The sequence below is a fragment of the Streptococcus pseudopneumoniae genome, assembly GCF_038148955.1.
GTDB classification, from domain to species: domain Bacteria; phylum Bacillota; class Bacilli; order Lactobacillales; family Streptococcaceae; genus Streptococcus; species Streptococcus pseudopneumoniae_T.
In genome coordinates this window covers 39,316-63,942 of record NZ_JBBJZY010000008.1, presented here as the reverse complement: position 1 = coordinate 63,942, position 24,627 = coordinate 39,316, and the positions used below count along the sequence as shown (strand labels likewise).

General features: G+C 37.6%; 22 protein-coding genes and 2 pseudogenes. 15 read left to right on the top strand and 9 right to left on the bottom strand.

Features of this window, described 5'->3' with window-relative positions; genetic code table 11:
• Window positions 1-3 precede the first annotated feature (3 nt).
• A complete protein-coding gene (gene ftsY, locus WKI23_RS04300) occupies window positions 4-1,278 on the top strand; it encodes a signal recognition particle-docking protein FtsY (protein WP_368079065.1) in 1,275 nt (424 codons plus the stop codon).
• Between the two features lie 43 nt (window positions 1,279-1,321).
• Here the strand turns inward: ftsY and zwf are convergent, their stop codons facing one another.
• The 3 genes from zwf to WKI23_RS04285 all read right to left on the bottom strand — a co-directional run bounded on the left by zwf (window position 1,322) and on the right by WKI23_RS04285 (window position 5,863).
• Window positions 1,322-2,809, bottom strand: a complete 1,488-nt coding sequence (gene zwf / locus WKI23_RS04295; protein ID WP_173225836.1) for a glucose-6-phosphate dehydrogenase — start codon at window positions 2,807-2,809, stop codon at window positions 1,322-1,324.
• Window positions 2,810-2,957: 148 nt separating this feature from the next.
• Window positions 2,958-3,698 (bottom strand): amino acid ABC transporter ATP-binding protein, encoded by a 741-nt coding sequence (locus WKI23_RS04290; RefSeq protein ID WP_001096329.1) that lies wholly within the window; start codon window positions 3,696-3,698, stop codon window positions 2,958-2,960.
• Window positions 3,698-5,863 carry an ABC transporter substrate-binding protein/permease gene (locus WKI23_RS04285; RefSeq protein WP_368079064.1) on the bottom strand — a complete coding sequence of 722 codons (2,166 nt, stop codon included), beginning with the start codon at window positions 5,861-5,863 and terminating at the stop codon, window positions 3,698-3,700. The genes WKI23_RS04290 and WKI23_RS04285 overlap by 1 nt, the downstream gene beginning before the upstream one ends.
• A gap of 172 nt (window positions 5,864-6,035) precedes the next feature.
• Between WKI23_RS04285 and WKI23_RS04280 the strand changes: the two genes are divergently transcribed.
• From WKI23_RS04280 to WKI23_RS04265, 4 genes are all read left to right on the top strand, one after another.
• Window positions 6,036-6,989 (top strand): CPBP family intramembrane glutamic endopeptidase, encoded by a 954-nt coding sequence (locus tag WKI23_RS04280; protein WP_368079063.1) that lies wholly within the window; start codon window positions 6,036-6,038, stop codon window positions 6,987-6,989.
• A 76-nt stretch (window positions 6,990-7,065) separates the two neighbouring features.
• Window positions 7,066-9,054 carry an excinuclease ABC subunit UvrB gene (gene uvrB, locus WKI23_RS04275; protein ID WP_368079062.1) on the top strand — a complete coding sequence of 663 codons (1,989 nt, stop codon included), beginning with the start codon at window positions 7,066-7,068 and terminating at the stop codon, window positions 9,052-9,054.
• 31 nt (window positions 9,055-9,085) lie between these two features.
• Entirely contained in the window at window positions 9,086-10,114 is a 1,029-nt protein-coding gene (locus WKI23_RS04270) for an acyltransferase (RefSeq protein ID WP_368079061.1), read from the top strand.
• A gap of 11 nt (window positions 10,115-10,125) precedes the next feature.
• Complete coding sequence (locus tag WKI23_RS04265) at window positions 10,126-10,593, top strand: 8-oxo-dGTP diphosphatase (RefSeq protein WP_368079060.1); 468 nt, start codon at window positions 10,126-10,128, stop codon at window positions 10,591-10,593.
• On the opposite strand, the pseudogene WKI23_RS04260 reads toward WKI23_RS04265, so the two are convergent.
• Window positions 10,590-10,667: pseudogene (locus WKI23_RS04260) on the bottom strand (DNA-binding transcriptional regulator); the annotation flags it as partial. The gene WKI23_RS04265 and the pseudogene WKI23_RS04260 sit on opposite strands and share 4 nt — an antisense overlap.
• 135 nt (window positions 10,668-10,802) lie before the next feature.
• Between WKI23_RS04260 and WKI23_RS04255 the strand changes: the two are divergent.
• The 7 genes and pseudogenes from WKI23_RS04255 to WKI23_RS04225 all read left to right on the top strand — a co-directional run.
• Entirely contained in the window at window positions 10,803-11,777 is a 975-nt protein-coding gene (locus WKI23_RS04255; RefSeq protein WP_368079059.1) for a LacI family DNA-binding transcriptional regulator, read from the top strand.
• Entirely contained in the window at window positions 11,777-12,688 is a 912-nt protein-coding gene (gene rbsK, locus WKI23_RS04250; RefSeq protein WP_368079058.1) for a ribokinase, read from the top strand. The genes WKI23_RS04255 and rbsK overlap by 1 nt, the downstream gene beginning before the upstream one ends.
• Entirely contained in the window at window positions 12,663-13,061 is a 399-nt protein-coding gene (rbsD, locus tag WKI23_RS04245) for a D-ribose pyranase (RefSeq protein WP_000759835.1), read from the top strand. Before rbsK ends, rbsD begins: the two co-directional genes overlap by 26 nt.
• A gap of 13 nt (window positions 13,062-13,074) precedes the next feature.
• Window positions 13,075-14,553: a sugar ABC transporter ATP-binding protein gene (locus tag WKI23_RS04240; protein ID WP_368079057.1), complete on the top strand. Its 1,479-nt coding sequence runs from the start codon at window positions 13,075-13,077 to the stop codon at window positions 14,551-14,553.
• 1 nt (window position 14,554) lies between these two features.
• Window positions 14,555-15,499: an ABC transporter permease subunit gene (locus WKI23_RS04235; protein WP_004248623.1), complete on the top strand. Its 945-nt coding sequence runs from the start codon at window positions 14,555-14,557 to the stop codon at window positions 15,497-15,499.
• A 103-nt stretch (window positions 15,500-15,602) separates the two neighbouring features.
• On the top strand, window positions 15,603-16,568 hold the full coding sequence (locus WKI23_RS04230) for a substrate-binding domain-containing protein (protein ID WP_023940186.1): 966 nt from the start codon (window positions 15,603-15,605) through the stop codon (window positions 16,566-16,568).
• 77 nt (window positions 16,569-16,645) lie between these two features.
• Window positions 16,646-16,786 (top strand): annotated as a pseudogene (locus WKI23_RS04225) (8-oxo-dGTP diphosphatase); the annotation flags it as partial.
• On the opposite strand, the gene WKI23_RS04220 reads toward WKI23_RS04225, so the two are convergent.
• The 5 genes from WKI23_RS04220 to coaB all read right to left on the bottom strand — a co-directional run bounded on the left by WKI23_RS04220 (window position 16,783) and on the right by coaB (window position 19,814).
• The gene (locus tag WKI23_RS04220) at window positions 16,783-17,298 is read right to left on the bottom strand and encodes a transcription repressor NadR (protein ID WP_000159189.1); all 516 of its coding nucleotides are present in this window, start codon (window positions 17,296-17,298) and stop codon (window positions 16,783-16,785) included. The pseudogene WKI23_RS04225 and the gene WKI23_RS04220 overlap by 4 nt on opposite strands.
• A gap of 11 nt (window positions 17,299-17,309) precedes the next feature.
• Window positions 17,310-17,837, bottom strand: a complete 528-nt coding sequence (locus WKI23_RS04215) for an ECF transporter S component (protein ID WP_173278426.1) — start codon at window positions 17,835-17,837, stop codon at window positions 17,310-17,312.
• Window positions 17,838-18,014: 177 nt separating this feature from the next.
• Window positions 18,015-18,578 carry an ECF transporter S component gene (locus tag WKI23_RS04210; protein ID WP_049539770.1) on the bottom strand — a complete coding sequence of 188 codons (564 nt, stop codon included), beginning with the start codon at window positions 18,576-18,578 and terminating at the stop codon, window positions 18,015-18,017.
• Entirely contained in the window at window positions 18,562-19,113 is a 552-nt protein-coding gene (coaC, locus tag WKI23_RS04205) for a phosphopantothenoylcysteine decarboxylase (protein ID WP_368079056.1), read from the bottom strand. Before coaC ends, WKI23_RS04210 begins: the two co-directional genes overlap by 17 nt.
• 11 nt (window positions 19,114-19,124) lie before the next feature.
• Window positions 19,125-19,814 (bottom strand): phosphopantothenate--cysteine ligase, encoded by a 690-nt coding sequence (gene coaB, locus WKI23_RS04200; protein ID WP_368079055.1) that lies wholly within the window; start codon window positions 19,812-19,814, stop codon window positions 19,125-19,127.
• A gap of 136 nt (window positions 19,815-19,950) precedes the next feature.
• On the opposite strand from coaB, the gene WKI23_RS04195 reads away from it, so the two are divergent.
• The 3 genes from WKI23_RS04195 (at window position 19,951) to WKI23_RS04185 (ending at window position 24,430) form a co-directional block, all read left to right on the top strand.
• Entirely contained in the window at window positions 19,951-21,117 is a 1,167-nt protein-coding gene (locus WKI23_RS04195) for a hypothetical protein (protein WP_368079054.1), read from the top strand.
• Window positions 21,110-22,585, top strand: coding sequence for a hypothetical protein (locus WKI23_RS04190; protein WP_368079053.1), 1,476 nt, complete (start codon window positions 21,110-21,112; stop codon window positions 22,583-22,585). The genes WKI23_RS04195 and WKI23_RS04190 overlap by 8 nt, the downstream gene beginning before the upstream one ends.
• Window positions 22,586-22,759: 174 nt before the next feature.
• Window positions 22,760-24,430 (top strand): formate--tetrahydrofolate ligase, encoded by a 1,671-nt coding sequence (locus tag WKI23_RS04185; RefSeq protein WP_368079052.1) that lies wholly within the window; start codon window positions 22,760-22,762, stop codon window positions 24,428-24,430.
• The last annotated feature ends 197 nt before the right edge of the window (window positions 24,431-24,627 follow it).

Sequence of the window (24,627 nt, the reverse complement as noted above, 5' to 3'; positions counted from 1 at the left end):
GATATGGGATTATTTGACCGTCTATTCGGAAAAAAAGAAGAACCTAAAATCGAAGAAGTTGTAAAAGAAGCTCTGGAAAATCTTGATTTGTCTGAAGATACAGAAGCTGAGGAAGTTTCTCAAGAAGATGCAGAGGTTGAAAGTTCTGAAGAAACTCTGCTCCAAGAAGAGGAAAATCAAGAGACAGTTGAAGAGAGTCAGGATTCAGAGCCAACTGTAGTAGTTTCTCAAGAAGAAGTCGAAGAATTGCCAAACTCAGAAGAAGTCGCAGATGAAGAGAATAATGAGTTCGTAGAGACTGTAGAAGAAAATAGTTCTGAAGTGCTTGAAGCAGAAAGATTTCAGTTAGAAGAAACTGTTCAGGAAAAATATGATCGCAGTCTTAAGAAAACTCGCACAGGTTTCGGTGCCCGCTTGAACGCCTTCTTTGCTAACTTCCGCTCTGTCGATGAAGAATTCTTCGAGGAACTGGAAGAATTACTGATTATGAGTGACGTTGGTGTCCAAGTCGCTTCTAACTTAACTGAGGAACTACGCTACGAAGCCAAGCTTGAAAACGCCAAGAAACCCGATGCACTTCGCCGTGTCATCATTGAGAAATTGGTTGAGCTTTATGAAAAGGATGGCAACTACGATGAAAGCATTCACTTCCAAGAGGACTTGACAGTCATGCTCTTTGTGGGGGTTAATGGTGTGGGAAAAACAACTTCTATCGGTAAACTAGCCCACCGCTATAAACAAGCTGGTAAGAAGGTCATGTTGGTTGCGGCAGATACCTTCCGAGCAGGAGCAGTAGCCCAGCTTGCTGAATGGGGCCGACGAGTAGATGTTCCAGTAGTGACTGGACCTGAAAAAGCTGACCCAGCTAGTGTAGTCTTTGATGGCATGGAGCGTGCAGTTACTGAAGGTATCGATATTCTTATGATTGATACTGCTGGTCGTCTGCAAAATAAGGACAACCTCATGGCTGAGTTGGAGAAGATTGGACGCATCATCAAGCGTGTTGTTCCAGAGGCTCCGCATGAAACCTTCTTGGCACTTGATGCATCAACAGGTCAAAATGCCTTGGTACAGGCCAAGGAATTTTCAAAAATTACCCCTTTGACAGGAATTGTCTTGACTAAGATTGATGGAACTGCTCGAGGTGGTGTTGTTCTAGCTATTCGAGAAGAACTCAATATTCCTGTAAAATTGATTGGTTTTGGTGAAAAAATCGATGATATTGGAGAGTTTAACTCAGAAAACTTTATGAAAGGGCTCTTGGAAGGCTTAATCTAATCAGAAACAAAAATCCTGCAAGGAACAAACTTGCAGGATTTTTTTATTCTAAACGACCATCTTGACGATAGGCAATATCTGGTTGCCAAGTCCATTTGGCACCGAATTTTTCAAGTAAGTCAAAGCTTGCTTGAGGTCCCATGCTTCCAGCTTTATAGTCATGAAGTGGGGCACCATTTTCAGCCCAGAGTTCTTCGATACGGTCAATCAATTTCCATGATGCACCAACTTCATCCCAGTGGCTAAAGTTAGTTGAGTTGTTATTTAGGACATCATAAATCAATTTCTCGTATGGTTCTGGAGAGGCACCAGTTGCAGTCGCATCTGTACGGTAATCAAGTGAGTTAGGAGCCAAGTTAAATTCTTCTCCTACCTGTTTCCCATTTAGGCTAAGAGAGAAACCTTCTGTTGGTTGGATATAGATGGTCAAAATGTTTGGAGCAAGTGGTTCTCCAAAGATAGAATCCATTTGTTTAAAGACGATGTTGACATGAGTTCCTTTCTCAGTCAGACGTTTACCAGTACGGAAGAAGAAAGGAACACCACGGAAGCGATCGCTGTCTACAAAGAAAGCACCAGATGCAAAGGTTTCAGTTGTTGATTCTGGATTCACATTTGGCTCGCTACGATAAGAGATGTATTTCATGCCATCAATCTTACCAGAACGGTATTGACCACGGATAAAGTGTTCTTTAAGCTCTTCATCCGTTGGATGATAGAGGTTTTTAAAGACCTTAATCTTCTCAGCACGAATCTCGTCTTTTGTGAAGCTTGCTGGCTTGTCCATAGCAAGGAGAGAAAGAAGTTGTAGTGTATGGTTTTGGACCATGTCGCGGAGGGCACCAGATTGGTCATAGTAGCCACCACGTTCTTCTACACCCAAGCGCTCCGCAAAGGTAATTTGAACATTGTCAATAAAGTCCTTGTTCCAAACGTTTTCAAAAATCAGGTTTGCAAAGCGAACTGCAAAGATGCTTTGAATCATTTCCTTACCAAGATAATGGTCGATACGGAAAATTTGTTCTTCGTTAAATGTCGCTAGGAGTTCGTCATTCAACTTGCTTGCAGTTGCGTAGTCTGTTCCAAATGGTTTCTCAACAATTAAACGCTCAAAACCTTTACCGTCCACAATGTTTTCAGACTTAAGGTGTTTGGCAATGGTTCCAAAGAATTGAGGAGCCATTGATAAGAAGAAGAGCTTGTTGTGTTCAGCTTGGTACTTGTCATTTAGTTCAGCCTGCAATTGACGTAGAGCAATGTAGTGTTCTGTATCATTGACATCATGACTTTGATAGTAGAAGTGGCTAGCGAACTCCTGAGCTTGTTCGGTACTATCTGCCAAATCAAGGATAGATTCAACTACTACAGATTCAAAATATTCCTTGCTCCAAGGACGACGGGCAGTTCCAATGACAGCAAAGTGTTCGGAAAGATTGCCGGATTTATATAGTCTAAATAGGGAAGGGTAGAGCTTGCGTTTAGCCAGGTCTCCACTCGCACCGAAAATTGTAACAATAACCTTAGATGACATCTAGCTACCTAATTTCTATTTTTATTCCTAGTCTTGCTAGGTATGAGGAAACCTCATTTCATAAACTTAATTCTAACATAATTTTCCGAAAAATCAAAAAATCCAATACGAGATAGAAAAACTGCAAGGAAATCCTTACAGTTTAAGTTTAAACGTTTAAGACCTTGTCCAAGAAATCTTTCAGACGAGGGTGCTGAGGGTTGTCAAAGATTTGATCAGGTGTTCCGTCTTCAAGGAACTCGCCATCTGCAGTAAAGATAACGCGGTTGGCAACCTGACGAGCAAATCCCATCTCATGGGTTACGATAATCATGGTCATGCCTTGCTCCGCCAATTCCTTCATAACGTTTAGTACATCGCCGACCATCTCAGGGTCAAGGGCAGAAGTTGGTTCATCAAAGAGCATGATGTCTGGATTCATTGCTAGTCCACGAGCGATGGCCACACGTTGTTTTTGACCACCTGATAGGCTATCTGGGCAGGCCTTAGCCTTATCTGCTAGTCCAACCTTTTCAAGTAACTCCATTCCCAATTTTTCAGCTTCTTCCTTGGTCATCAACTTGTGCTCAATAGGAGCAAAGGTAATGTTGTCCAATACAGACATGTGTGGGAAGAGGTTGAAGTGTTGGAACACCATTCCGATATTTTCACGAACGTGGTCGACGTTGGTTGTTTTTTCAGTTAAGTCATAACCGTTCACAGTGATGTGACCGCTAGTAACTTCTTCCAAAAGATTTAGGCTACGGAGGAAAGTTGACTTACCAGAACCTGAAGGACCGATGATACAAACAACATCTCCTTCATAGAACTTAGTCGTAATTCCTTTTAAAACTTCATTTTTTCCGTAGCTTTTGTGTAAATCATTTACATCAATTTTTAATTTTGCCATTAACGAATCCTCTTTTCTAAGCGTTTCGCTAGTTTAGTCAAAAGTGTGATAATTACAAGATAGAAGATAGCAAGGATTGCATACATCTTGAAACTTTGGTAGTTACGGGCAATGATAATCTTACCAGTTTGGAAGAGTTCAACCAAACCGATAGCAGATACGATGGTTGTATCTTTAAGAGCGATAACGAATTGGTTAACAAAGTTTGGCAACATCAATTTAGTTGCTTGTGGCAAGATAATCTTACGCATGGTTTTTCCATAAGAGATACCCAAGCTTCGACTGGCTTCCATTTGGCCAACTGGAACGGCCTGAATACCACCACGAACGATTTCAGCGATATAAGCGGCTGCATTGAGTGAGAGGGCAATAGTACCAGCTACAAAGTCGTTAATTGGGCTTTGTTGGCCTGTGATAGACTCGATGAAGTTTGGAATACCCCAGAAGATGAAGGCTGCAAGAATCATCAATGGAATACCACGGATAATGTCAACGAAAATCTCAGAAATCACACGAAGAGATTTGTAGGGGCTAACACTAAACATACCGAAGATAATCCCGATAACAATAGCAATAGCAAATGAGATAAGAGCTAGAGCAAGAGTGATACCAAGCCCGCTAAGGAGTTGTTTGTAGTTGTTTTGAAGCAAGCCCCAGATAGTTGTTTCATCAACAGTGCTTGTTGAAGCGGTTGAAGACTCACTAGCTAGGTATTTGTCAAGAATCTTTTGGAATTCACCGTTTGCTTTAAGGTTTGCAAGTCCGTTATTGAACATTTCAATCAATTCTGGATTTGTGCCTTTTTTAACGGCAAAGGCTGTTTCTCCGATTGGACTTCCAGGGATTGGTGTTTTCAATTTTTGACCTTGGCTGATAGAATATTTGAGAACAGGTTCATCATCCATAACAGCATCAATGGCACCAGTGTTTAAACTGTCATACATTGATGAACCATCAGCGAAGGTTTTAATTTGATAACCGTATTTGCTTTGATTTTCTGTTAGGAAGGTTTGAGAAGCAGTTCCGTTTTTAACACCGACCGTCTTTCCTTTCAAATCCTCATAAGAAGCAATGGTACTTGATTCTTTGACACCAAGGATAGTATTGGCAGTGTAGTAGGATTCTGAGAAGTCAAAAGTCGCCTTCCGAGCATCTGTAACAGACATACCAGCAATGATACCGTCAGCTTGACCAGCTTGGACAGCACTGATAGCTGCATCGAAACCAGGGTTGATGATTTCAATTTCGAAACCTTGGTCTTTAGCGATTGCCTTAATCAATTCCATATCAATACCAGTATATTGGTTGCTTGAATTTTGGAAAACAAAAGGTGCAAAAGAAGAATCGCTGGCAATGATGTATTTAGCTTTAACAGGAATAGCTTTTAAGCCTGCAAGAGTAGTTGTAGTTGGAACTGCTGAAGATGATGAAGCAGTCCATTTCTTGATGATTTTATCAAGACTACCATCTTTTTTCATTTCAGCCAAGGCTTGGTTAAATTCAGTAACTAGGTGCTCGTATTTGCTTCCTTTTTTAACACCGAAAGCAAAGCTACCTACAGCCTCCCCATCCATTTCAATATGGAGGTCTTGACCTTGGTTGATGGCATATTCGATAACAGGTTTGTCATCCATCATAGCATCGATGGCACCAGCGCTTAAGCTGTTGTTCATCAGATCACCAGTGTCAAATGTTTTAATAGTAAAGCCATATTTATCTTTAATCGTTTCTAGGAAACGTTGAGCGGCTGTTCCGTTTTTAACACCAACAGTTTTACCAGACAATTGGTCGTACTTGCTAATCTTGTGTGCCTTTGTAGTTGCAATGACAACTTTTGTATCATAGTAAGTATCAGACATGGTGAAGACTTTTTCACGTTCTTTCGTCTTTGTCATCCCTGCCATGATAGCGTCAGCTTGACCAGCTTGAACTGCATTGACCGCTGCGTCAAATCCAGGATAGGACATCTGAATGTTCCACCCTTTAATCTCAGCAACTTTGTTGATAATGTCAACATCAATTCCTTTATAAGTTTGATCTGAATCTTTAAACTCAAAAGGCGCATAGGCTGTATCAGACACAATCTTAATCGTCTCTGCCTTCGCAATACCTAATGAGAAAATTGGGAATAAAATTAGCAAAAATGCTAGAAATTTTTTCTTCATTTTTAGTCTCCTTTTCCGAATATTTTCCCATTATATCAGAAAAAGTAAAAAAAGGCAAATTTTTATATTTTTGTGTCAGAAAATGTAACATTGATTATTTCTTTTCTTTCTTGAATTGCTACTATAAAGTGCTATAATAATAGTATATAATAGAAGAAAAGAGGACAAGGATATGAAGAACAAAAGAATATTTAAAGACTTCCAAGCTTCAAAAATGAGTTTAAACATTTACACAAGCCCCTTGTTAGCCTTTGCTTTTGTCTTCATAGGAGAGTTTGTGGCTTATACTCTGTATGGTATTAGTTTGTTAGCTCTCATCAGACTTGCTAGAAATTTTGGAGAGACTGGTCAAAATCTTGCAACCTATTTGCAGACCTTGCATCAGAGCTTGATGGATAAATCAAGTGACTTTCGTTTAATTTTAGAATTGCTGGCCTTTGGTTTCGTTCTCAACACTGTGTTCAGATGGACTAGAAAAGTTGAGAAAAGACCTATTCGAACCTTGGGATTTTATAGAGAAAATTTCCTCAGCAATCTTCTTAAAGGATTTGGTCTAGGCCTGGCACTTTTTCTTCTGACCTTGTTAGGTTTAGTAGCCTTAGGGCAATATCGTTTTGAGTCCATTCACTTGAATCCTTATTCGCTTGCCTTTGTCATTTTTACCATTCCATTTTGGATTTTACAGGGGACAACAGAAGAAGTGGTGGCCCGTGCTTGGCTCCTTCCTCAATTGGCCTCAAGAACCAATCTAAAACTAGCTGTTCTTATATCTAGCCTGTTCTTTACCCTGCTTCATGCGGGAAATTCTGGTCTCACCCCTCTATCTCTAGTGAATCTCTTTTTATTCGGAGTTGCCATGTCACTTTACCTCCTCAAAACAGATACAGTTTGGGGGGTAGCAGGTATTCATGGCGCCTGGAATTTTGCTCAGGGAAATTTATTTGGGATTTTAGTTAGTGGTCAGCCGTCGGGAACATCGCTAATGACCTTTTTACCACAAGGCGATCAAGGCTGGCTATCAGGTGGCTCTTTTGGGATAGAAGGATCTATCATGACCAGTCTGGTCTTACTACTGCTGATTGTCTATCTCGCTTATCAATTAAAGAAAGAAAATGAAAGGATGTGACTTAGGTCCGTCCTTTTCTTCGTGAAAATGTTACAAGTATGCTAAAATAGGAATAGCACATCGAGAGAGGATTCTTATGATTAACCGCATTACAGATAATCAATTTAAACTAGTATCAAAATATCAACCATCAGGAGACCAACCTCAAGCTATCGAGCAGTTGGTAGATAACATCGAGGGGGGAGAAAAAGCTCAGATTCTGATGGGGGCTACTGGTACAGGGAAGACCTATACCATGAGTCAGGTCATTTCCAAAGTCAATAAACCCACTCTGGTTATTGCCCACAATAAGACTCTGGCAGGACAGCTCTATGGGGAATTTAAGGAATTTTTCCCTGAGAATGCTGTTGAGTACTTCGTATCCTACTATGATTATTACCAACCAGAGGCCTATGTCCCTTCTAGTGATACCTACATTGAGAAGGATAGCTCTGTCAATGACGAGATTGACAAACTCCGCCACTCAGCGACTTCGGCTCTTTTGGAACGCAATGATGTCATTGTCGTGGCTTCTGTTTCTTGTATCTATGGTTTGGGTTCTCCCAAGGAATACGCTGACAGCGTCGTGAGTCTGCGTCCAGGTCTTGAAATTTCTCGTGATAAACTTTTGAATGATTTGGTCGATATTCAGTTTGAGCGAAATGATATTGATTTCCAACGGGGAAGGTTTCGTGTGCGTGGGGATGTAGTGGAGATTTTCCCAGCTTCTCGTGATGAACACGCTTTTCGAGTAGAATTTTTCGGAGACGAAATCGACCGTATACGAGAAGTGGAGGCTCTGACAGGCCAGGTATTGGGAGAAGTGGATCATTTGGCGATTTTCCCAGCTACTCACTTTGTGACCAATGACGACCACATGGAAGTTGCTATTGCTAAGATTCAGGCAGAGTTGGAGGAGCAGTTAGCTGTCTTTGAGAAGGAAGGCAAACTGCTAGAAGCCCAACGTTTGAAACAGCGGACAGAGTACGATATCGAGATGTTGCGTGAGATGGGCTATACCAATGGGGTTGAGAATTATTCTCGCCACATGGATGGACGGAGCGAAGGTGAGCCACCTTACACTTTGTTGGATTTCTTCCCAGATGATTTCTTGATCATGATTGATGAAAGTCACATGACCATGGGACAAATCAAGGGCATGTACAATGGAGACCGTTCGCGTAAGGAAATGCTGGTTAATTATGGTTTCCGTTTGCCGTCAGCACTGGACAATCGTCCTCTCCGTCGTGAGGAGTTTGAAAGCCATGTGCATCAGATTGTTTACGTTTCAGCGACACCAGGCGACTATGAAAATGAACAGACCGAGACAGTGATTGAGCAAATCATTCGTCCGACAGGTCTTTTAGATCCTGAGGTGGAAGTCCGTCCGACAATGGGACAGATTGATGACCTTTTAGGTGAAATCAATACCCGTGTTGAAAAGAACGAGCGAACCTTTATTACCACCTTGACCAAGAAAATGGCAGAAGACTTAACCGACTACTTCAAGGAAATGGGTATCAAAGTCAAGTACATGCACTCGGATATTAAGACTCTGGAACGGACTGAGATTATCCGTGACCTGCGCTTGGGTGTCTTTGATGTCTTGGTCGGAATCAACCTCCTACGTGAAGGGATTGATGTTCCTGAGGTAAGCTTGGTTGCCATTCTCGATGCTGACAAGGAAGGCTTCCTTCGTAACGAGCGTGGACTCATCCAGACCATTGGTCGTGCTGCTCGTAATAGCGAAGGGCATGTCATCATGTACGCTGACACCATGACTCAGTCTATGCAACGTGCCATTGATGAAACGGCCCGTCGTCGGAAAATCCAGATGGCTTATAATGAAGAGCATGGTATTGTACCACAGACAATCAAGAAAGAAATCCGTGACCTGATTGCCGTGACCAAGGCAGTTGCTAAGGAAGAGGACAAGGAAGTCGACATCAATAGCCTCAACAAACAAGAGCGCAAAGAACTAGTTAAGAAACTAGAAAAACAAATGCAAGAAGCCGTCGAAGTGCTTGACTTTGAACTTGCTGCCCAGATCCGTGATATGATGCTGGAAGTCAAGGCGTTGGATTAACAAACATTATAGGATAATAGATAAGGAAGATATGGTAACAAATAAAACAAGATATATAGGTATTGAATGCTGTAGAATTATAGCTATGTTGATGATTTGTAATTTGCATGTTTTAGGTATGGGAGGAGTCTTAGATAAAGTCGAGAATCAAAAAGATATATATTATTTTCTTGCTAATATCTTAGAAGCTTTTTCTTATCCAGCTGTTAATATTTTTATTTTAATTAGTGGTTACGTGGGTCTATATTCACAGTTTAGTTATAAAAAAATGTCTAAGTTTTGGTTACAAATTATTTTTTATACTATCTCAATTACAATGGCTTTTGCAGTTTTTTCAAAATCATCTGTAACTCCAACTGAATGGTTTTATGCCTTAACCCCAATCAGTAATGGTCAGTATTGGTATATGAGTTGTTATTTTGGCTTGATGTTAATAGCACCATTATTAAATCAGGCAATTTTAACAATGTCGAAAGAATTATTACTTTCGTTATTAACAGGAGGATTTATATATTTCTCTATTATTCCAACAATTTTCAAACAAGATTCATTAGGAATATGGAGAGGTTATAGTGTTCTATGGATGATATTACTCTATATAGTGGGTGCTATAATCAGAAAATTTAAGTATGAAAGTTATTTTCGATCATGGAAAGTTATTTTGGGGATATTATTATTAACAAGTCTAACCTTTGTATTGTACTTCTTTAATTATGAACAGTGGAGGAGTTATAGTTCACCGACAGTGACTCTTCAAGGAATATTGATATTTTTATTATGCTTAAATATAAAAAACATTCCACCTTCACTTGAAAAAATAGTTCTATTTTTATCTCCGCTTACATTGGGTGTTTATCTATTTCATGTTCATCCTCTTATTTTCAGGAGAATTCTACCTAGCATAAATTTCTTAATTGATGGGAAAGAATTATTTATGTTTGCTATTATTATTTTGACAGTAACATTTTTATTATTTTTTGTAGGAGCTATTTTTGAGTATATTAGGAAAAGACTAATAGATATAATTTTTAATATGACAAAAGTATTAACCAAATCATAGAAGGAGAAAATATGTCCCGTTCCCAATTAACAATTTTAACAAACATTTGTCTGATTGAAGACCTCGAAACCCAGCGCGTGGTAATGCAGTATCGCGCTCCTGAAAACAATCGCTGGTCAGGTTATGCCTTTCCTGGAGGTCATGTAGAAAATGGCGAGTCTTTCGCAGAGTCTGTCATTCGTGAAATCTATGAAGAAACAGGGTTAACTATCCAAAATCCTCAATTGGTCGGCATTAAAAATTGGCCACTGGATACAGGCGGGCGTTACATTGTCTTTTGTTACAAGGCGACCGAGTTTATTGGAACTCTTCAATCCTCAGAAGAGGGCGAAGTATCTTGGGTGCAAAAAGACCAGATTCCAAACTTGGATCTGGCCTATGATATGTTACCCTTGATGGAAATGATGGAAGCTCCTGACAAGTCGGAGTTTTTCTACCGCCACCGTACAGAAGATGGCTGGGAGAAGGAAATCTTTTAGTCTTTTACTAAATAACCAAGCTGATCCAAGGCCTCCTCGATATAGTGGAGGTCTTGTTTAGTTTCCTGTCTAATAGTAATAGAAGATTAGGAAAAAACATATGTACTCTGAAATAAATTTAAAATATTTTTAGAAAAGTATTGACAAATCAAAAGAAAACGTTTACTATAGAATAAGGGAACGGTTCCACAAAGGAAGAAGGAGGAATGATGACTACAATAAAACAGGTTGCTGAAGAAGCTGGAGTATCAAAATCAACGGTTTCAAGATATATATCAAAAAAAGGTTATGTTGGAGATGATGCGAGAGAGAAAATAAAAAATGCGATTAAAAAATTAAATTACACACCAAATGTATTAGCACAATCTTTGAAAACCAAAAAAAACCAAATGGTAGGACTCTTATTGCCAGATATTTCAAATCCCTTCTTCCCAAGATTGGTTCGAGGAGCTGAATCATATTTGAAAGATAAAGGTTATAGAATTATGGTTGGTACGATTTCAGACCAAGAATCTTTGGATGAATATGTTAACTTACTGTTGAAAACAAATGCTGCTGGAATTATTACTACACATGACTTCACAAAAGAATATCCAGATTTATCATTACCTGTTGTTGTGGTTGACCGAATTAGTAAAGATACAGGTTACGGTGTTTTTTCTGATAATCAGTCAGGTGGTCGTTTGGCTGCTGAAGCAATCTGTAATGCAGGCGCTAAACAAGTTCTGATTATTAAAGTTTTAGATGATAAAGCCGAGAATATTGCGGAACGGTTTGAAGCAAGTTTAAACTATTTGAGGAATAAATCTTTAGAAATTTGTATTGAAGAAAGTGAAACGTTTGACTTTGAAAAAATTCAAAAAGAAGCTAAAGAGAATCTAAAAAGAAATCCAAATATCGATAGTATTATAGCACCTTCTGATATTCATGCGATAGCTTATATTCATGAAATTTTAGCAATTGGTAAAAAAATTCCAGATGATATTCAAATCATTGGTTATGATGATATTGTACTTAGTCAATTTATTTATCCTTCTTTATCAACTATTCACCAATCATCATATAAAATGGGAGAACAGGCTGCAAAACTAATCTATAATATGGCAAATAAGTTCTCTATAGATGAAGCTAAAATTAAACTACCTGTTAGATACGTAGAAAGAAATACATTAAGGAGAAAGTAATGAGTAAAATTGTTGTTGTTGGAAGTATTTCAATGGACTTAGTTATGAGAACAAAAAGGATTCCAGAAGGAGGTGAAACGATTTTTGGGGATTCGTTTAATATAGTTCCAGGTGGAAAAGGTGCAAATCAAGCTGTAGCTATTGGTAGATTATCCAGTGTAGAAGATAATATTTACATATTTGGAAACGTCGGAGAAGATATTTTTTCAGCAGATTTACTAAGTAATCTGCAAAATAATAATATTTCTACAGAACATGTGGGAACGGTACCACAATCTACGGGAGCTGCACAAATTACTTTATATGGAGGTGATAATAGGATTATTTATTATCCCGGAGCGAATAATTTAGTTAAAACAAATGATTGGAAAAATGAGTGGGAATTGATTAGTGATGCAAGTATTGTTGTATTACAGAATGAAATACCACATGAAGCCAACTTATCTATAGCTAAATTTTGTCAAGAAAATCAAGTTAAGGTGCTTTACAATCCTGCACCAGCTAGAGAAACAGATATAGAGATGATTCCTTTTTGTGATTTTATTACTCCTAATGAGCATGAATGTTCAGAGCTTTTTCCAGATAAGAAATTAGAAGAAATTATTAAAATTTATCCTAATAAAATGATTGTGACATTAGGAGTTGAAGGTTCTATTTATTATGATGGGACAGCAGTTCAGAAAATTCCTGCTATAAAAGCAGAAGTAGTTGATACTACAGGAGCAGGAGATACGTTTAATGGTGCTTTTGCTTATGCTATCTCAAAAGGAAAAGAGATGAATGTTGCATTGTCCTTTGCAACGATTGCTTCACATCTTTCTGTTCAAAGATTTGGAGCGCAAGGGGGCATGCCGAGTTTGAAAGAAATAAAGGAGCATTCAGGATATGAAGAAATATGGGATTTTAAATAGTAATATAGCAAAACTAGCTGATGATTTAGGTCATATGGATTTGGTTTGTATCGGAGATTTAGGATTGCCAGTTCCAAAAGGTGTTGATAAAATTGATTTAGCATTAAGAAAAGGTAGTCCAAGTTTTTTAGAAGTTTTAAAAGAATATTCAGATCATGTACTTATTGAAAAAATTTTCTTAGCAGAAGAAATTAAGGAAAAAAACAAAGAACAGTGGCAAGCAGTTCTAGATCTTTTAGGATCGAATATAATTATTGAATATATTAGTCATGAAGAATTGAAAGCTATGAATACTAAAGTTAAGGCAGTTATTCGCACTGGGGAAGATACACCATATTCGAATATAATCTTGCAATCAGGAGTTATTATTTAGAAGGGGGTTGCCTATGAAAATTGAAATGAAGAACATTTCAAAATCTTTTGGGAATAATCGTGTTTTAGAAAGTATTGATTTGGTTCTTAATTCAGGAGAAGTTCATGCTTTAATGGGAGAGAATGGTGCAGGCAAATCAACCTTAATGAATATTTTAACTGGACTTTTTCCAGCTACTTCAGGAACTATTTTTATTGATGGAAAAGAAAAAACATTTTCTAATCCTCAAGAGGCAGAACGGTTTGGACTGAGTTTTATTCATCAAGAAATGAATACTTGGCCAGATATGACTGTACTTGATAATCTTTTTTTAGGAAGAGAAATAAAAAATTCGATTGGTTTTTTAGATAAAGCTAGTATGGAAAGGAAAGCTAAAGAAGCATTTAAACGTCTTAATATCTCTATTCCTCTTGATGCAATCATTGGTCAATTATCAGTCGGACAACAACAAATGATAGAAATAGCAAAATGTTTATTATCAGAAGTTTCCTTGTTAATTATGGATGAACCCACAGCAGCTTTAACTGATCGTGAAACTGAAACACTTTTTAAAGTGATAGAAGGATTAAAATCTGATGGTGTAGGTATTGTGTATATTTCACATCGGATGGAAGAAATCTTTAAGATTACAGATCTTATAACTGTTATGAGGGATGGGTTTGTAATTGATACTAAGAAAACGAAGTTAACTAATGCGGATGAATTAGTTCAAAAGATGGTGGGGCGTGAATTAGAAGATTATTATCCAGAAAAAAAGGCTGAGATTGGGAATATTATTTTTCAAGCTAAGAATCTTTCTGGTGATGCTTTTACGGATGTTTCTTTCTATGTACGTCAAGGGGAAATTCTTGGTTTTTCTGGTTTGATGGGTGCTGGTCGTACTGAAATAATGCGAGCAATTTTTGGAATTGATTCTTTAAAATCTGGTCAAATTATAATAAACGGAGAACAACTGATAATTAAAAATCCTTTTGAAGCAATTAAGCATGGAATTGGTTTCTTAACAGAAGATCGTAAAGATGAGGGATTGATTTTAGATTTTTCTATTAAAGATAATATGACTTTACCTAGTACTCGTGATTTTGTTAAAAATGGCATTTTCGATAATAAAACAAGTGGTATATTTGTACAACGCTTAATTGATAGGTTACAAATTAAATCAGGTTATCCAGATAAGGAAGTTGGGACACTTTCTGGTGGTAATCAACAGAAAGTAGTTTTAGCAAAATGGATAGGTATTGCACCAAAAGTACTGATTTTAGATGAGCCAACTCGTGGGGTAGATGTTGGAGCTAAGCGTGAAATTTACCAATTAATGAATGAATTAGCTGAACGAGGTGTACCGATTATTATGGTCTCTTCAGATTTACCAGAAGTGATCGGAGTCAGTGATCGCATTATGGTCATGCATGAAGGTAGAATTAGTGGGGAATTAACACGTCGAGAAGCTACACAAGAAAAAGTTATGCAACTAGCTACAGGAGGACAATAGTGTGAAAAATACTATGAAGTACATGTCAGAATTGACAACGGTAATAGCATTGATAATTTTAATGGCTGTCATCACTATTATCAATTCAAATTTTTTAACAGCAAATAATCTGTTAAATTTACTATTGCAAGTAACATCAAATGCACTGATTGCTTTTGGAATGACTTTTGTTATTCTAACAGGTGGAATCGATTTATCAGTAGGATCAATTTTAGCCTTATCCAGTGCGCTAACAGCAGGTTTATTAGGATCTGGAATGCCTGTTACGTTAGCAATTCTCATCTCTTTAATTTTGGGTTGCATTCTAGGTATGATGAATGGGTTATTGATTTCCTACGGGAAATTAGCTCCATTTATCGTCACTTTAGCGACTATGACTATTTTTAGGGGAGCAACACTTGTTTATACAAATGGGAATCCTATTACAAAAGGATTAAGTGATACATTCTTATTTCAATTTTTGGGGCAAGGTTACATAGTAGGAATTCCATTTCCTGTAATTATTATGTTTATTGTATTTATTGTTTTATATGTTTTACTTCATAAAACAGCATTTGGTAAATCTGTATATGCTATAGGGGGGAATGAAAAAGCAGCATATATATCAGGTGTGAAACTAAATAAAGTGAAAATTATCATTTATTCAATATCAGGTATTATGGCTTCAATTTCTGGATTAATTATAACATCACGCTTAAGTTCTGCTCAACCAACAGCAGGTGCTAGTTATGAAATGGATGCTATTGCAGCTGTTGTTCTTGGAGGAACCTCATTATCAGGAGGTAAAGGTCGTATACTGGGGACTCTAATAGGTGCTTTAATTATTGGAGTTTTGAATAATGGACTTAATATTATTGGTGTTTCAGCATTTTGGCAGCAAGTAGTAAAAGGAGTTGTAATTTTAATTGCTGTTCTGATTGATCGTTTTAAAGTTGTAAAACAGTAGAATCATTTTCAATTTTTTTGGAAATAGTAACAATTTATTAGATGACGAACAATAGTCGGGATGGAAACTATCCCTATAGATATATATTACGAGGAGTAATAACATGAAAATTATTAAAAAAATTAGCATTTTTGCTTTGTTTGTAACATTTATTTTTGCTTTAGCAGCTTGTGGAAAAACTGGTTTAGGAAATTCATCAAATGATAACAAATCTACGACTCAAAAGTCGGCAAAAGAATTAAAATTAGGAGTTTCTATTTCGACTACTAACAATCCCTATTTTGTGGCTATGAAAGATGGTCTTGAAAAAGCCGCAGGAGAAAAAGAAGTAACTTTGAAGATAGCAGATGCACAAGATGATGCTGCTAGACAAGCAGATGATATTCAGAATTTTATTAGTCAAAATGTAGATGCTTTACTAATTAATCCAGTTGATTCTGATGCAATTGTTACATCTATTAAAGCTGCTAATAATGCAAATATTCCAGTAATCTTAATTGACCGCGGTAGTAATGGTGGTGAAGTCTTGACAACTGTTGCTTCTGATAACGTAGAAGCAGGTAAAATGGCTGCAGAATTTATTACCAAGCAATTGGGAGAAAAAGCAAAAACTTTTGAATTATCAGGAGTCCCTGGCGCTTCTGCAACTGTGGATAGAGGTAAAGGATTTGAACAAATTTCAAAGACAAATTTAGATGTTCTTTCTAGTCAATCTGCTAATTTTGATCGCGCAAAAGCTTTGAATACAGCGCAAAATATGATTCAAGGAAACAAAGAAGTACAAGCAATCTTTGCACAGAATGATGAGATGGCGTTAGGAGCTGCACAAGCAGTAAAAGCAGCTGGTCTTAGCAATGTATTAATTGTTGGTATTGATGGTCAACCAGATGCACATGACGCTATTGCAAAAGGTGATATTACTGCCACTATTGCTCAGCAACCAGCTAAGATGGGTGAAATTGCTATTCAATCAGCAATCGATCATTATCAAGGGAAAAAACTGGAAAAAGAAACAGTTTCTCCAATTTATCTTGTGACTAAGGATAATGTTGATCAACATAACTGGTGATATATTTTTAGTAAGCAAGTAGTTGTTAATTTTCATTCAATGTGGTTTTTAAATATCATTGTTACTATTTGAGATATTGGATTCAAAAAGACCAGATTCCAAACTTGGATCTGGCCTATGATATGTTACCCTTGATGGAGATGATGGAAGCTCCGGACAAATCTGAATTTTTCTACCCTCGCCGTACAGAAGATGATTGGGAGAAGAAAATCTTCTAGTCTTTTACTAAATAACCTAGCTGATCCAAGGCCTCCTCGATATAGTGGAGGTCTTGTTGTGTCTCGGCTTCGACTAGGTGGTAATGGATGCCATCTGTCAATTCAGATAAAGGTCTAAAGTCAGAATGCTCGACTTGTTCTAGAAAGTGTTGCACATCTCTGCGACAAGACAGTTTCAGCAAGGTTTCAATTTCTCCATAGACGGGATGGTCAATCAAGGTATTCTGGACACGCCCTCCATTATCGACGATAGCGAGGAGTTCCTGCCCGATTTCTTCAACTTCATGTTTGACTTTGAAAAGTTTGTGGACGTATGGATTGACATCAACTTGCTTATAGACGTAGCCACGATTAGTGGATAGGATAGGAGCGCCATCGGCTCTCAAAATTGCAATGTCCTGTACAATGACCTGACGTGTGACATGAAAATGTTCCGCCAAACTTTGGCCGTTAAGGGCTTTAGGAGCTTCTTTCAAGAGTTGGAGCAGGGCTTGTTTGCGATCTTTTGTCATAGTTCTTCCTTTTAACGACGTTTTCGAAGCACTTTATAGACAGCTAGTGCTAATGTATAGTCTACCATACTATGGATAATTGTACCAAATCCAACTAGCACAAAGAGAACATAAAACATATTTTCTACATTGGTACCAGAAGTTGCGTAAAAAAGGACACAGGCTAACACTTCAGCAAGGGCATGGACAAGCGCTAATACAAAGTTGAAAATCCAGGAAGCTTTTGGTTTATCTAGTGTATCGGGAAATTTTTGTAGGTAAAGAGCTCCCAAAGTCCCAAAAAAGATATGAGAAAAAGCTCGAAATACGATAACCATGGGATAGCCAGCCATCAAAAATCCAAAACTAGAGGCTAGGATGACAAAAACAGCCATCAAGGGCGATAAGAACATGGCAATAAAAATAGCGATGTGGCTTCCCAAAGTGTAAGAAGCAGGTGGAATGACAATCTTAAAAGGCATAACAATTGGAATCAAAATCGCAATAGCCGTTAAAAGGGCAGTCATTGTCATAAATTGTGTCTTTTTCCGTGTATTCATAAGAATCTCCTTTTGTCTGTATATACACTAGTATAGTACAATAAACAAGACAATAAAGCAAGGATTTACTTAGGTTTATAAGTCATTTTTTAGTTAAAGACTAGCAAACATTTCACTAAAAATCCAAACTATACAGAGCAAAATCTCCACCTTCAAGTTTGAAAGCGGAGATTGTTTTTATTTCTTCAAAGTTTGCAGTCTTGGAACAATGGCTAGGGTTAGAACTGCAGAAATAACTAATTCAGCAATCGAATTTGTTGAGATAACGGTTGCTAAGAGTTTTTGGATATTACCATCAAAGACATTTCCAAAAAGGTAGAAAATTCCACCAAGTACAAAGACTGTGTTGGTAAGTGAACCAAGGGCACCAGCTAGGATTAGTCCAGCCTTGTTTTTCATTAGTTTATAGACTAGATAAGGAGTTAAACCAATCAAAATACGTGGGACGATGGCAATGATAGCTGAGTAGATATTTCCGTTTGGTACAAATGGTGAGAAGAGGTAGCTGGTTGGCAGAATCGTAATTGTATTAACGGTCAAACTAAGTAGTCCCATCAAAAATCCAAGTGTAACCCCAACTCGTGGACCGTAAATAATGCTGGCAATAATGACAGGAATATGAACGATGGTCGGTTTGATTGGGAATGGGAAAAGGTTAAAGATAAGTGAGCTTAGAAAATGAATCACAAGCATGGTTGCAAAAAAGATAGCAATGGGTGCAATATTAGAGCGTTTTTTCATCGAGAGTTTCCTTTATTCTTCCTAAAATAATTGTGAGGTCGGCTAAAGCTCCTCGTCCATGGTCTCCACAAGCTAGTAGGGATTCCTTAGGAGCAATCAGCTGATAGCCGTAGCTTTCTAATGTTTTCAGATTAGCCTGGGTTGCTGGATGGTCATACATTTTTGTATTCATAGCAGGTGCGATGAGTTTGGGAATATGACTTGGCAAGGCTAGAGCTGTACTGGTCACCATGTTATCTGCAAAGCCGTGGGCTAGTTTTGCAATAGTATTAGCTGTTGCAGGGGCTACAATAAATAAATCCGCCTTTTTTCCAAGTTCGATATGATTGACTTGGTCTGGATAGGGTTCCTTCATGACATCTAGGTGGACAGAATTCTGTGAGAGTACCTGTAGTGTCAAAGGTTGGATAAACTCTGTAGCAGCCTGAGTCATTAAGACAGTGACTTGATGACCTTGTTTTTTTATAGAACTGACTAAATCTGCCGACTTGTAAGAGGCGATTGACCCCGTTACAGCCAAGAGAATATTTGCCATAGTTTTCCTTTCTAAGAATGATAGGCTTGAATTTTTTCAAGGAGGAGTTTTGCAATTTCTTCTTTAGTCTGGACTGCTTGAAGATGATCTTTCTCCACAAAGATAGCTCGGTGTTGGTTTGCTGAGATTTGAGTGAGGTCATTTGCAATAATCAAGTCTGCTTGGTTTTTGATAAGACTTTTTTGGGCAATCTCGATGAGATAATCCTCAGAGACATCAACCAGCAGTTTGAAACCAATCAGATGAATAGCAGGATTCCATTCCTTGACTAGAGAGATGATTTTGGGTGTCTTTTTTAGGAACAAAATCTGAACCTCGTCAGTTGAAGAAATCTTAGCTTGATGATTTTGCTTGCTTAAAAATTCTTCCAAATTAGAGCTAGCTTGAACCTCCTCAAGCCCCGTCATATAAACAGGAGTGTAGTCAGACACCGCCATTGAGTGGACCAAGACCTGATAATCCTGAACACGTTCTTGCATTTCCAGTAGAAGGTCCTTGGTATTGTTAATTTCTCGAATGCTTAGGTTGGGATGGGCTTCTGGCTTCACGGCTCGTTTTGTTGTTATCAAACAAACTTCATGCCCTGCAGCAAGCAGGGTTTCTGTAATGATTTTCCCCAAGCGACCAGTAGAATGGTTAGTGATAGAGCGGACGCTATCGATAGCTTCACTGGTACCGCCCGATGTAACTAAAATTTTCATAGCACTATTGTACACAAAAATAAACGGTAAGTAAAATGAAAGCGATAAAAATTGAGTAAATTAATATATGGTCGATTTTGACAATCTCTTTTGTTTATTGCATAATAGGAGTATATGCAATAAAGGAGAGTGTTTAATGGATTTTTTTAAATTTGCTGATAATTTTACAAAAGAAGCTAGTAAGGTATTGAATAATGCTGGATCCGCTGCCAGTAAAGTATTAAATGAAGCAGGGAAATTTACTGGAGAAGCTATTACAGAGTCTGTAAAAGTTATAGAAAATGTATCAAGTCAGGTTGGCGATGTTATCACAGATGTTTCTGAAAAAGCTATTGGGGTAGCTAGTGATGTGGCAGAACATGTAACTAAAGCTTCATCGGAAACTTTTAATGAAGCGGGTAAAATAGCGAATAATACGAAAGAGCAAATTGATACTGTTGACCTTTTTAATTCTAAACTTAGACAAGAAGCTGTCGAGGGATATAAAGAATCTATAAGATTGTATAATGATGAAGCTGATAATTTAGCTAATAAATCAACAGAACTCTATCAGGTTAGGGAAAAAGCGGTCAAAGTTGTAAAAATTATTGAAGAAAGAATTAGTAAGCTAGCCAATAAGCCAAAAGAGTTTGAAACAAAATTAGAAGAAATTGATGTTGAAATTCAGAATTTTGAAGATAAGCAAATTGCTATTTCACAGTCAATTAAGGAAGCTGAATTAGCAAGTGGTAGCACAGCGGCTACGGCTTCTCTTAGCGCATTAGGAGTAACAGTTGCAACTTTGGGGCCTACTGCCGCTATGGGTGTTGCAACTACATTTGGTGTTGCATCAACAGGTACTGCAATTTCAAGTTTGACAGGTGCTGCAGCAAATAGCGCCGCTCTGGCTTGGTTAGGTGGTGGAAGTGTAGCAGCTGGTGGCGGTGGAGTGGCAGCAGGTAACGCATTTTTAGCATTAGCTGGTCCTGTCGGTTGGGGAATTGCAGGCGTTATGTTGACCGCTTCTGTAGGCGCTGGTGTAGTAGCTAATAGGAAAAATGAAGAAGTTGCAAAAGAGGCTATAGAGGAACAGAAAAAGGTAGAATTGTTGGCTAGACAACTTAAAGAAAAGGTAATAGAAGTTACGGAATTAATAGAACTAACTGAAAAACAAACAGAAGGAATTTATTTAGCCAATTTATCTTTAACTGGAATGGACTATAGCTTATTTACTGAAGATGAAAAATATAAAGCAGGTAATTTAGTGAATTCAACACTATCACTGACAGCTATGATAAATAAGGGAATTAAAATAAATGGTTAATCAAATTTTTAATCAAGCATTTAACCAAGGTATTGGAGCATATGTCAATTGCTTAAATAATTTAAGAATTCAAGACTTACAAATTGCTATGAAAATGATAGAAGATGAAGCTCGTAATGTCATCTTAAACAAGGATAATGCCTCTAAATTTTTAGATTATGCTAAAGATAATATAGAAGATGTTATTGTTAAAAATCGTGGCGGTGATCGTGGAGTACATGGTTTTATAGCAGAGTTTGCAGAAGCAGGAATTGTAAATGCAAGGAGAGCAATTGAGGGATTAAACCCAATAGTTAAAGTATTGAATGACAATGGACCAGCCGATTTATTAATTGGTAGAAACACCATTCAAATGAAGTTTTATAATAATTTACGTGATGAATTAGAACAATCATTTTTTTACAATACAAAAATGAAAATGATGTTTCCAAAAGATCACGTTCAAGTATTTGAAAAAATAATGGCTGGAGCAAAAGAAGTTGAATTTAATGGCAAGAGATTATCCATTAAACAAATTACGGATATACGCCAAATGATTAATGATATCACTGAAAGTAAGGGACTTACTTCATACAGATCTTGGATGAAATCTTCTGCTTTAGATTATAAAGACGCTCAAAAGAATTCAATTAACTCTTTATTGGATTCTGAACAGAAAAATATTTATAAAACAGTCAAACTGAAAAAACAAGAATTAAATAAAAAAAGATTAGTAGCCCAAAAACATGCATTACCAAATTTAAAAGAAGCTAACAAGGTTGCAAGAAACGCAACTTTTTTACAGGGTGGTTTAGCTTTGATGTCGAGTGTTTATGGAAAATATAAAGAAGGAAAAAGTATTTTTGAATTCGAACAGTCAGATTGGTTAGATTGTGGATTGAATACAGCTGAAGGAGTTGTAAAGGGTGCAATATCTGGTTATTCAATTTACGGATTAACAAACGTCTTGGGGATTAGTGCTCCAAATGCTAGTGCCTTAGTTATGGCAACTTATGGAATGATAGACATTGTTCTAAAGTATAGATCTACTGAAATAACCCAAGATGAATTTATGAATCTTTTGACATTAAATGTAATGGATGCTTCCTTTGCAACAATAGGTGCTTGTATTGGTCAAACAATGATTCCTATACCAGTTCTAGGTTCTGTAGTAGGCTCAATAGCCAGCTCACTCATTTGGGAAATAGGGAAGGGAATATTAAATGATAGCGAACAAAAAATCATTCAAGACTATAAGGAAAATCTGAATAATTACATAAAAATTTTAGATAAACATTACCTTGGTATTTATAACGAAATCATAGAAAAATATAAAAAATTGGGTAAATTACAAGATTATTCGTTTGATTTATCGTTAAATACTAAACTTAGTTTTGAATATTCTATTGAGTTGGCAGAAAAATTAGAAATTGAAGATACAATAATTTTACATAATTTATCTGAAATTGACAGCTATTTTCTTGACTAAATTATTTTTTCATTATTCTATAGTTTCAAACTATAAAGGCATATAAAATTTAAGAAAGGGCTCTAAAAACTTTAAAAATAGGGATATTTACGAACGTTTAGAGAGTTTTCGGATGTTAAAAATCTTGTTTTGTGTTATAATGAATTATCATATAAGAGGTTAGAGGAGTTTTGAATGAAAACAGATATTGAAATCGCACAGAGTATTGAGTTGAAGCCAATCGTTGATGTTGTAGAGAAACTTGGAATTTCTTACGACGATTTAGAGTTGTACGGAAAATACAAAGCTAAACTCAGCTTTGATAAAATTCGTGCAGTTGAGAGCAATCCAGTTGGGAAATTGATTTTGGTTACTGCTATCAACCCAACACCAGCAGGTGAAGGAAAATCAACTATTACCATTGGTCTTGCGGATGCCTTGAACAAGATTGGCAAGAAAACTATGATTGCTATCCGCGAACCGTCTCTTGGTCCAGTCATGGGGATCAAGGGTGGTGCTGCTGGCGGTGGTTATGCTCAAGTATTGCCAATGGAAGACATCAACCTCCACTTTACTGGAGACATGCATGCCATTACAACTGCTAACAACGCTCTTTCTGCTTTGATTGACAACCACTTGCATCAAGGAAATGAGTTGGGAATTGACCAACGTCGTATCCTCTGGAAACGTGTTGTGGACTTGAATGATCGCGCTCTTCGTCACGTGACGGTTGGACTTGGTGGTCCTCTAAACGGTATTCCTCGTGAGGATGGCTTTGACATTACAGTTGCTTCTGAAATCATGGCTATTCTTTGCTTGGCGACTGATATTGAAGATTTGAAACGTCGTTTGGCGAATATCGTTATTGGTTATCGTTACGACCGTACACCAGTTTCTGTAGGTGATTTGCAGGTTGAAGGTGCCTTAGCTTTGATTTTGAAGGATGCTATTAAGCCGAACCTGGTTCAGACAATTTACGGTACACCTGCTTTTGTACACGGTGGTCCATTTGCCAATATCGCTCATGGATGTAACTCTGTCTTGGCAACGACAACAGCCCTTCACTTGGCTGATTACACAGTTACAGAAGCTGGTTTTGGTGCAGACCTTGGTGCTGAGAAATTCCTTGATATTAAGACACCAAACTTGCCAACATCTCCAGATGCAGTTGTCATTGTCGCAACACTTCGTGCTCTTAAGATGAATGGCGGTGTGGCTAAAGACGCTTTGACAGAGGAAAACGTAGAAGCAGTGCGTGCAGGTTTTGCTAACTTGAAACGCCACGTTGAAAATATCCGTAAGTTTGGTATTCCAGCAGTAGTAGCTATCAACGAATTTGTTTCTGATACAGAAGCTGAAATTGCAGCCTTGAAAGAACTTTGTGCCTCAATCGATGTACCAGTTGAATTGGCTAGTGTCTGGGCTGATGGTGCAGAAGGTGGAGTAGCACTTGCCGAAACAGTTGTCAAAACTATCGCTGAAACCCCAGCTAACTATAAACGTTTGTATGATAATGACCTTTCTGTCCAAGAAAAGATTGAAAAGGTTGTTACTGAAATCTACCGTGGTAGCAAAGTGAACTTTGAAAAGAAAGCTCAAACACAAATCGCTCAAATCGTTCAAAACGGTTGGGACAAATTGCCAATCTGTATGGCTAAGACCCAGTATAGCTTCTCAGACAATCCGAATGCACTTGGGGCACCTGAAAACTTTGAAATTACCATTCGCGAATTGGTGCCAAAATTAGGTGCAGGCTTCATCGTTGCCTTAACTGGTGATGTCATGACCATGCCAGGACTTCCAAAGCGCCCTGCTGCTCTTAATATGGATGTTGAAAGCGATGGAACCGTTCTAGGCTTGTTCTAGTATATTGTAATTGACTTTAAGTGAGTCTGGGACAAAAAGATTTTGATTTTAGGAATTCTTTATTATAAATTTTTAAAATCAATAGATTAAGAAAAAAAGCGAACAAGATAGAATTCTGAATGTCAGATAACTCGTTTTGTTCGCTTTTTATATTTAAGGTTAGACTTTTGTCCCAAACTCATTTTTTCTCAGACTGC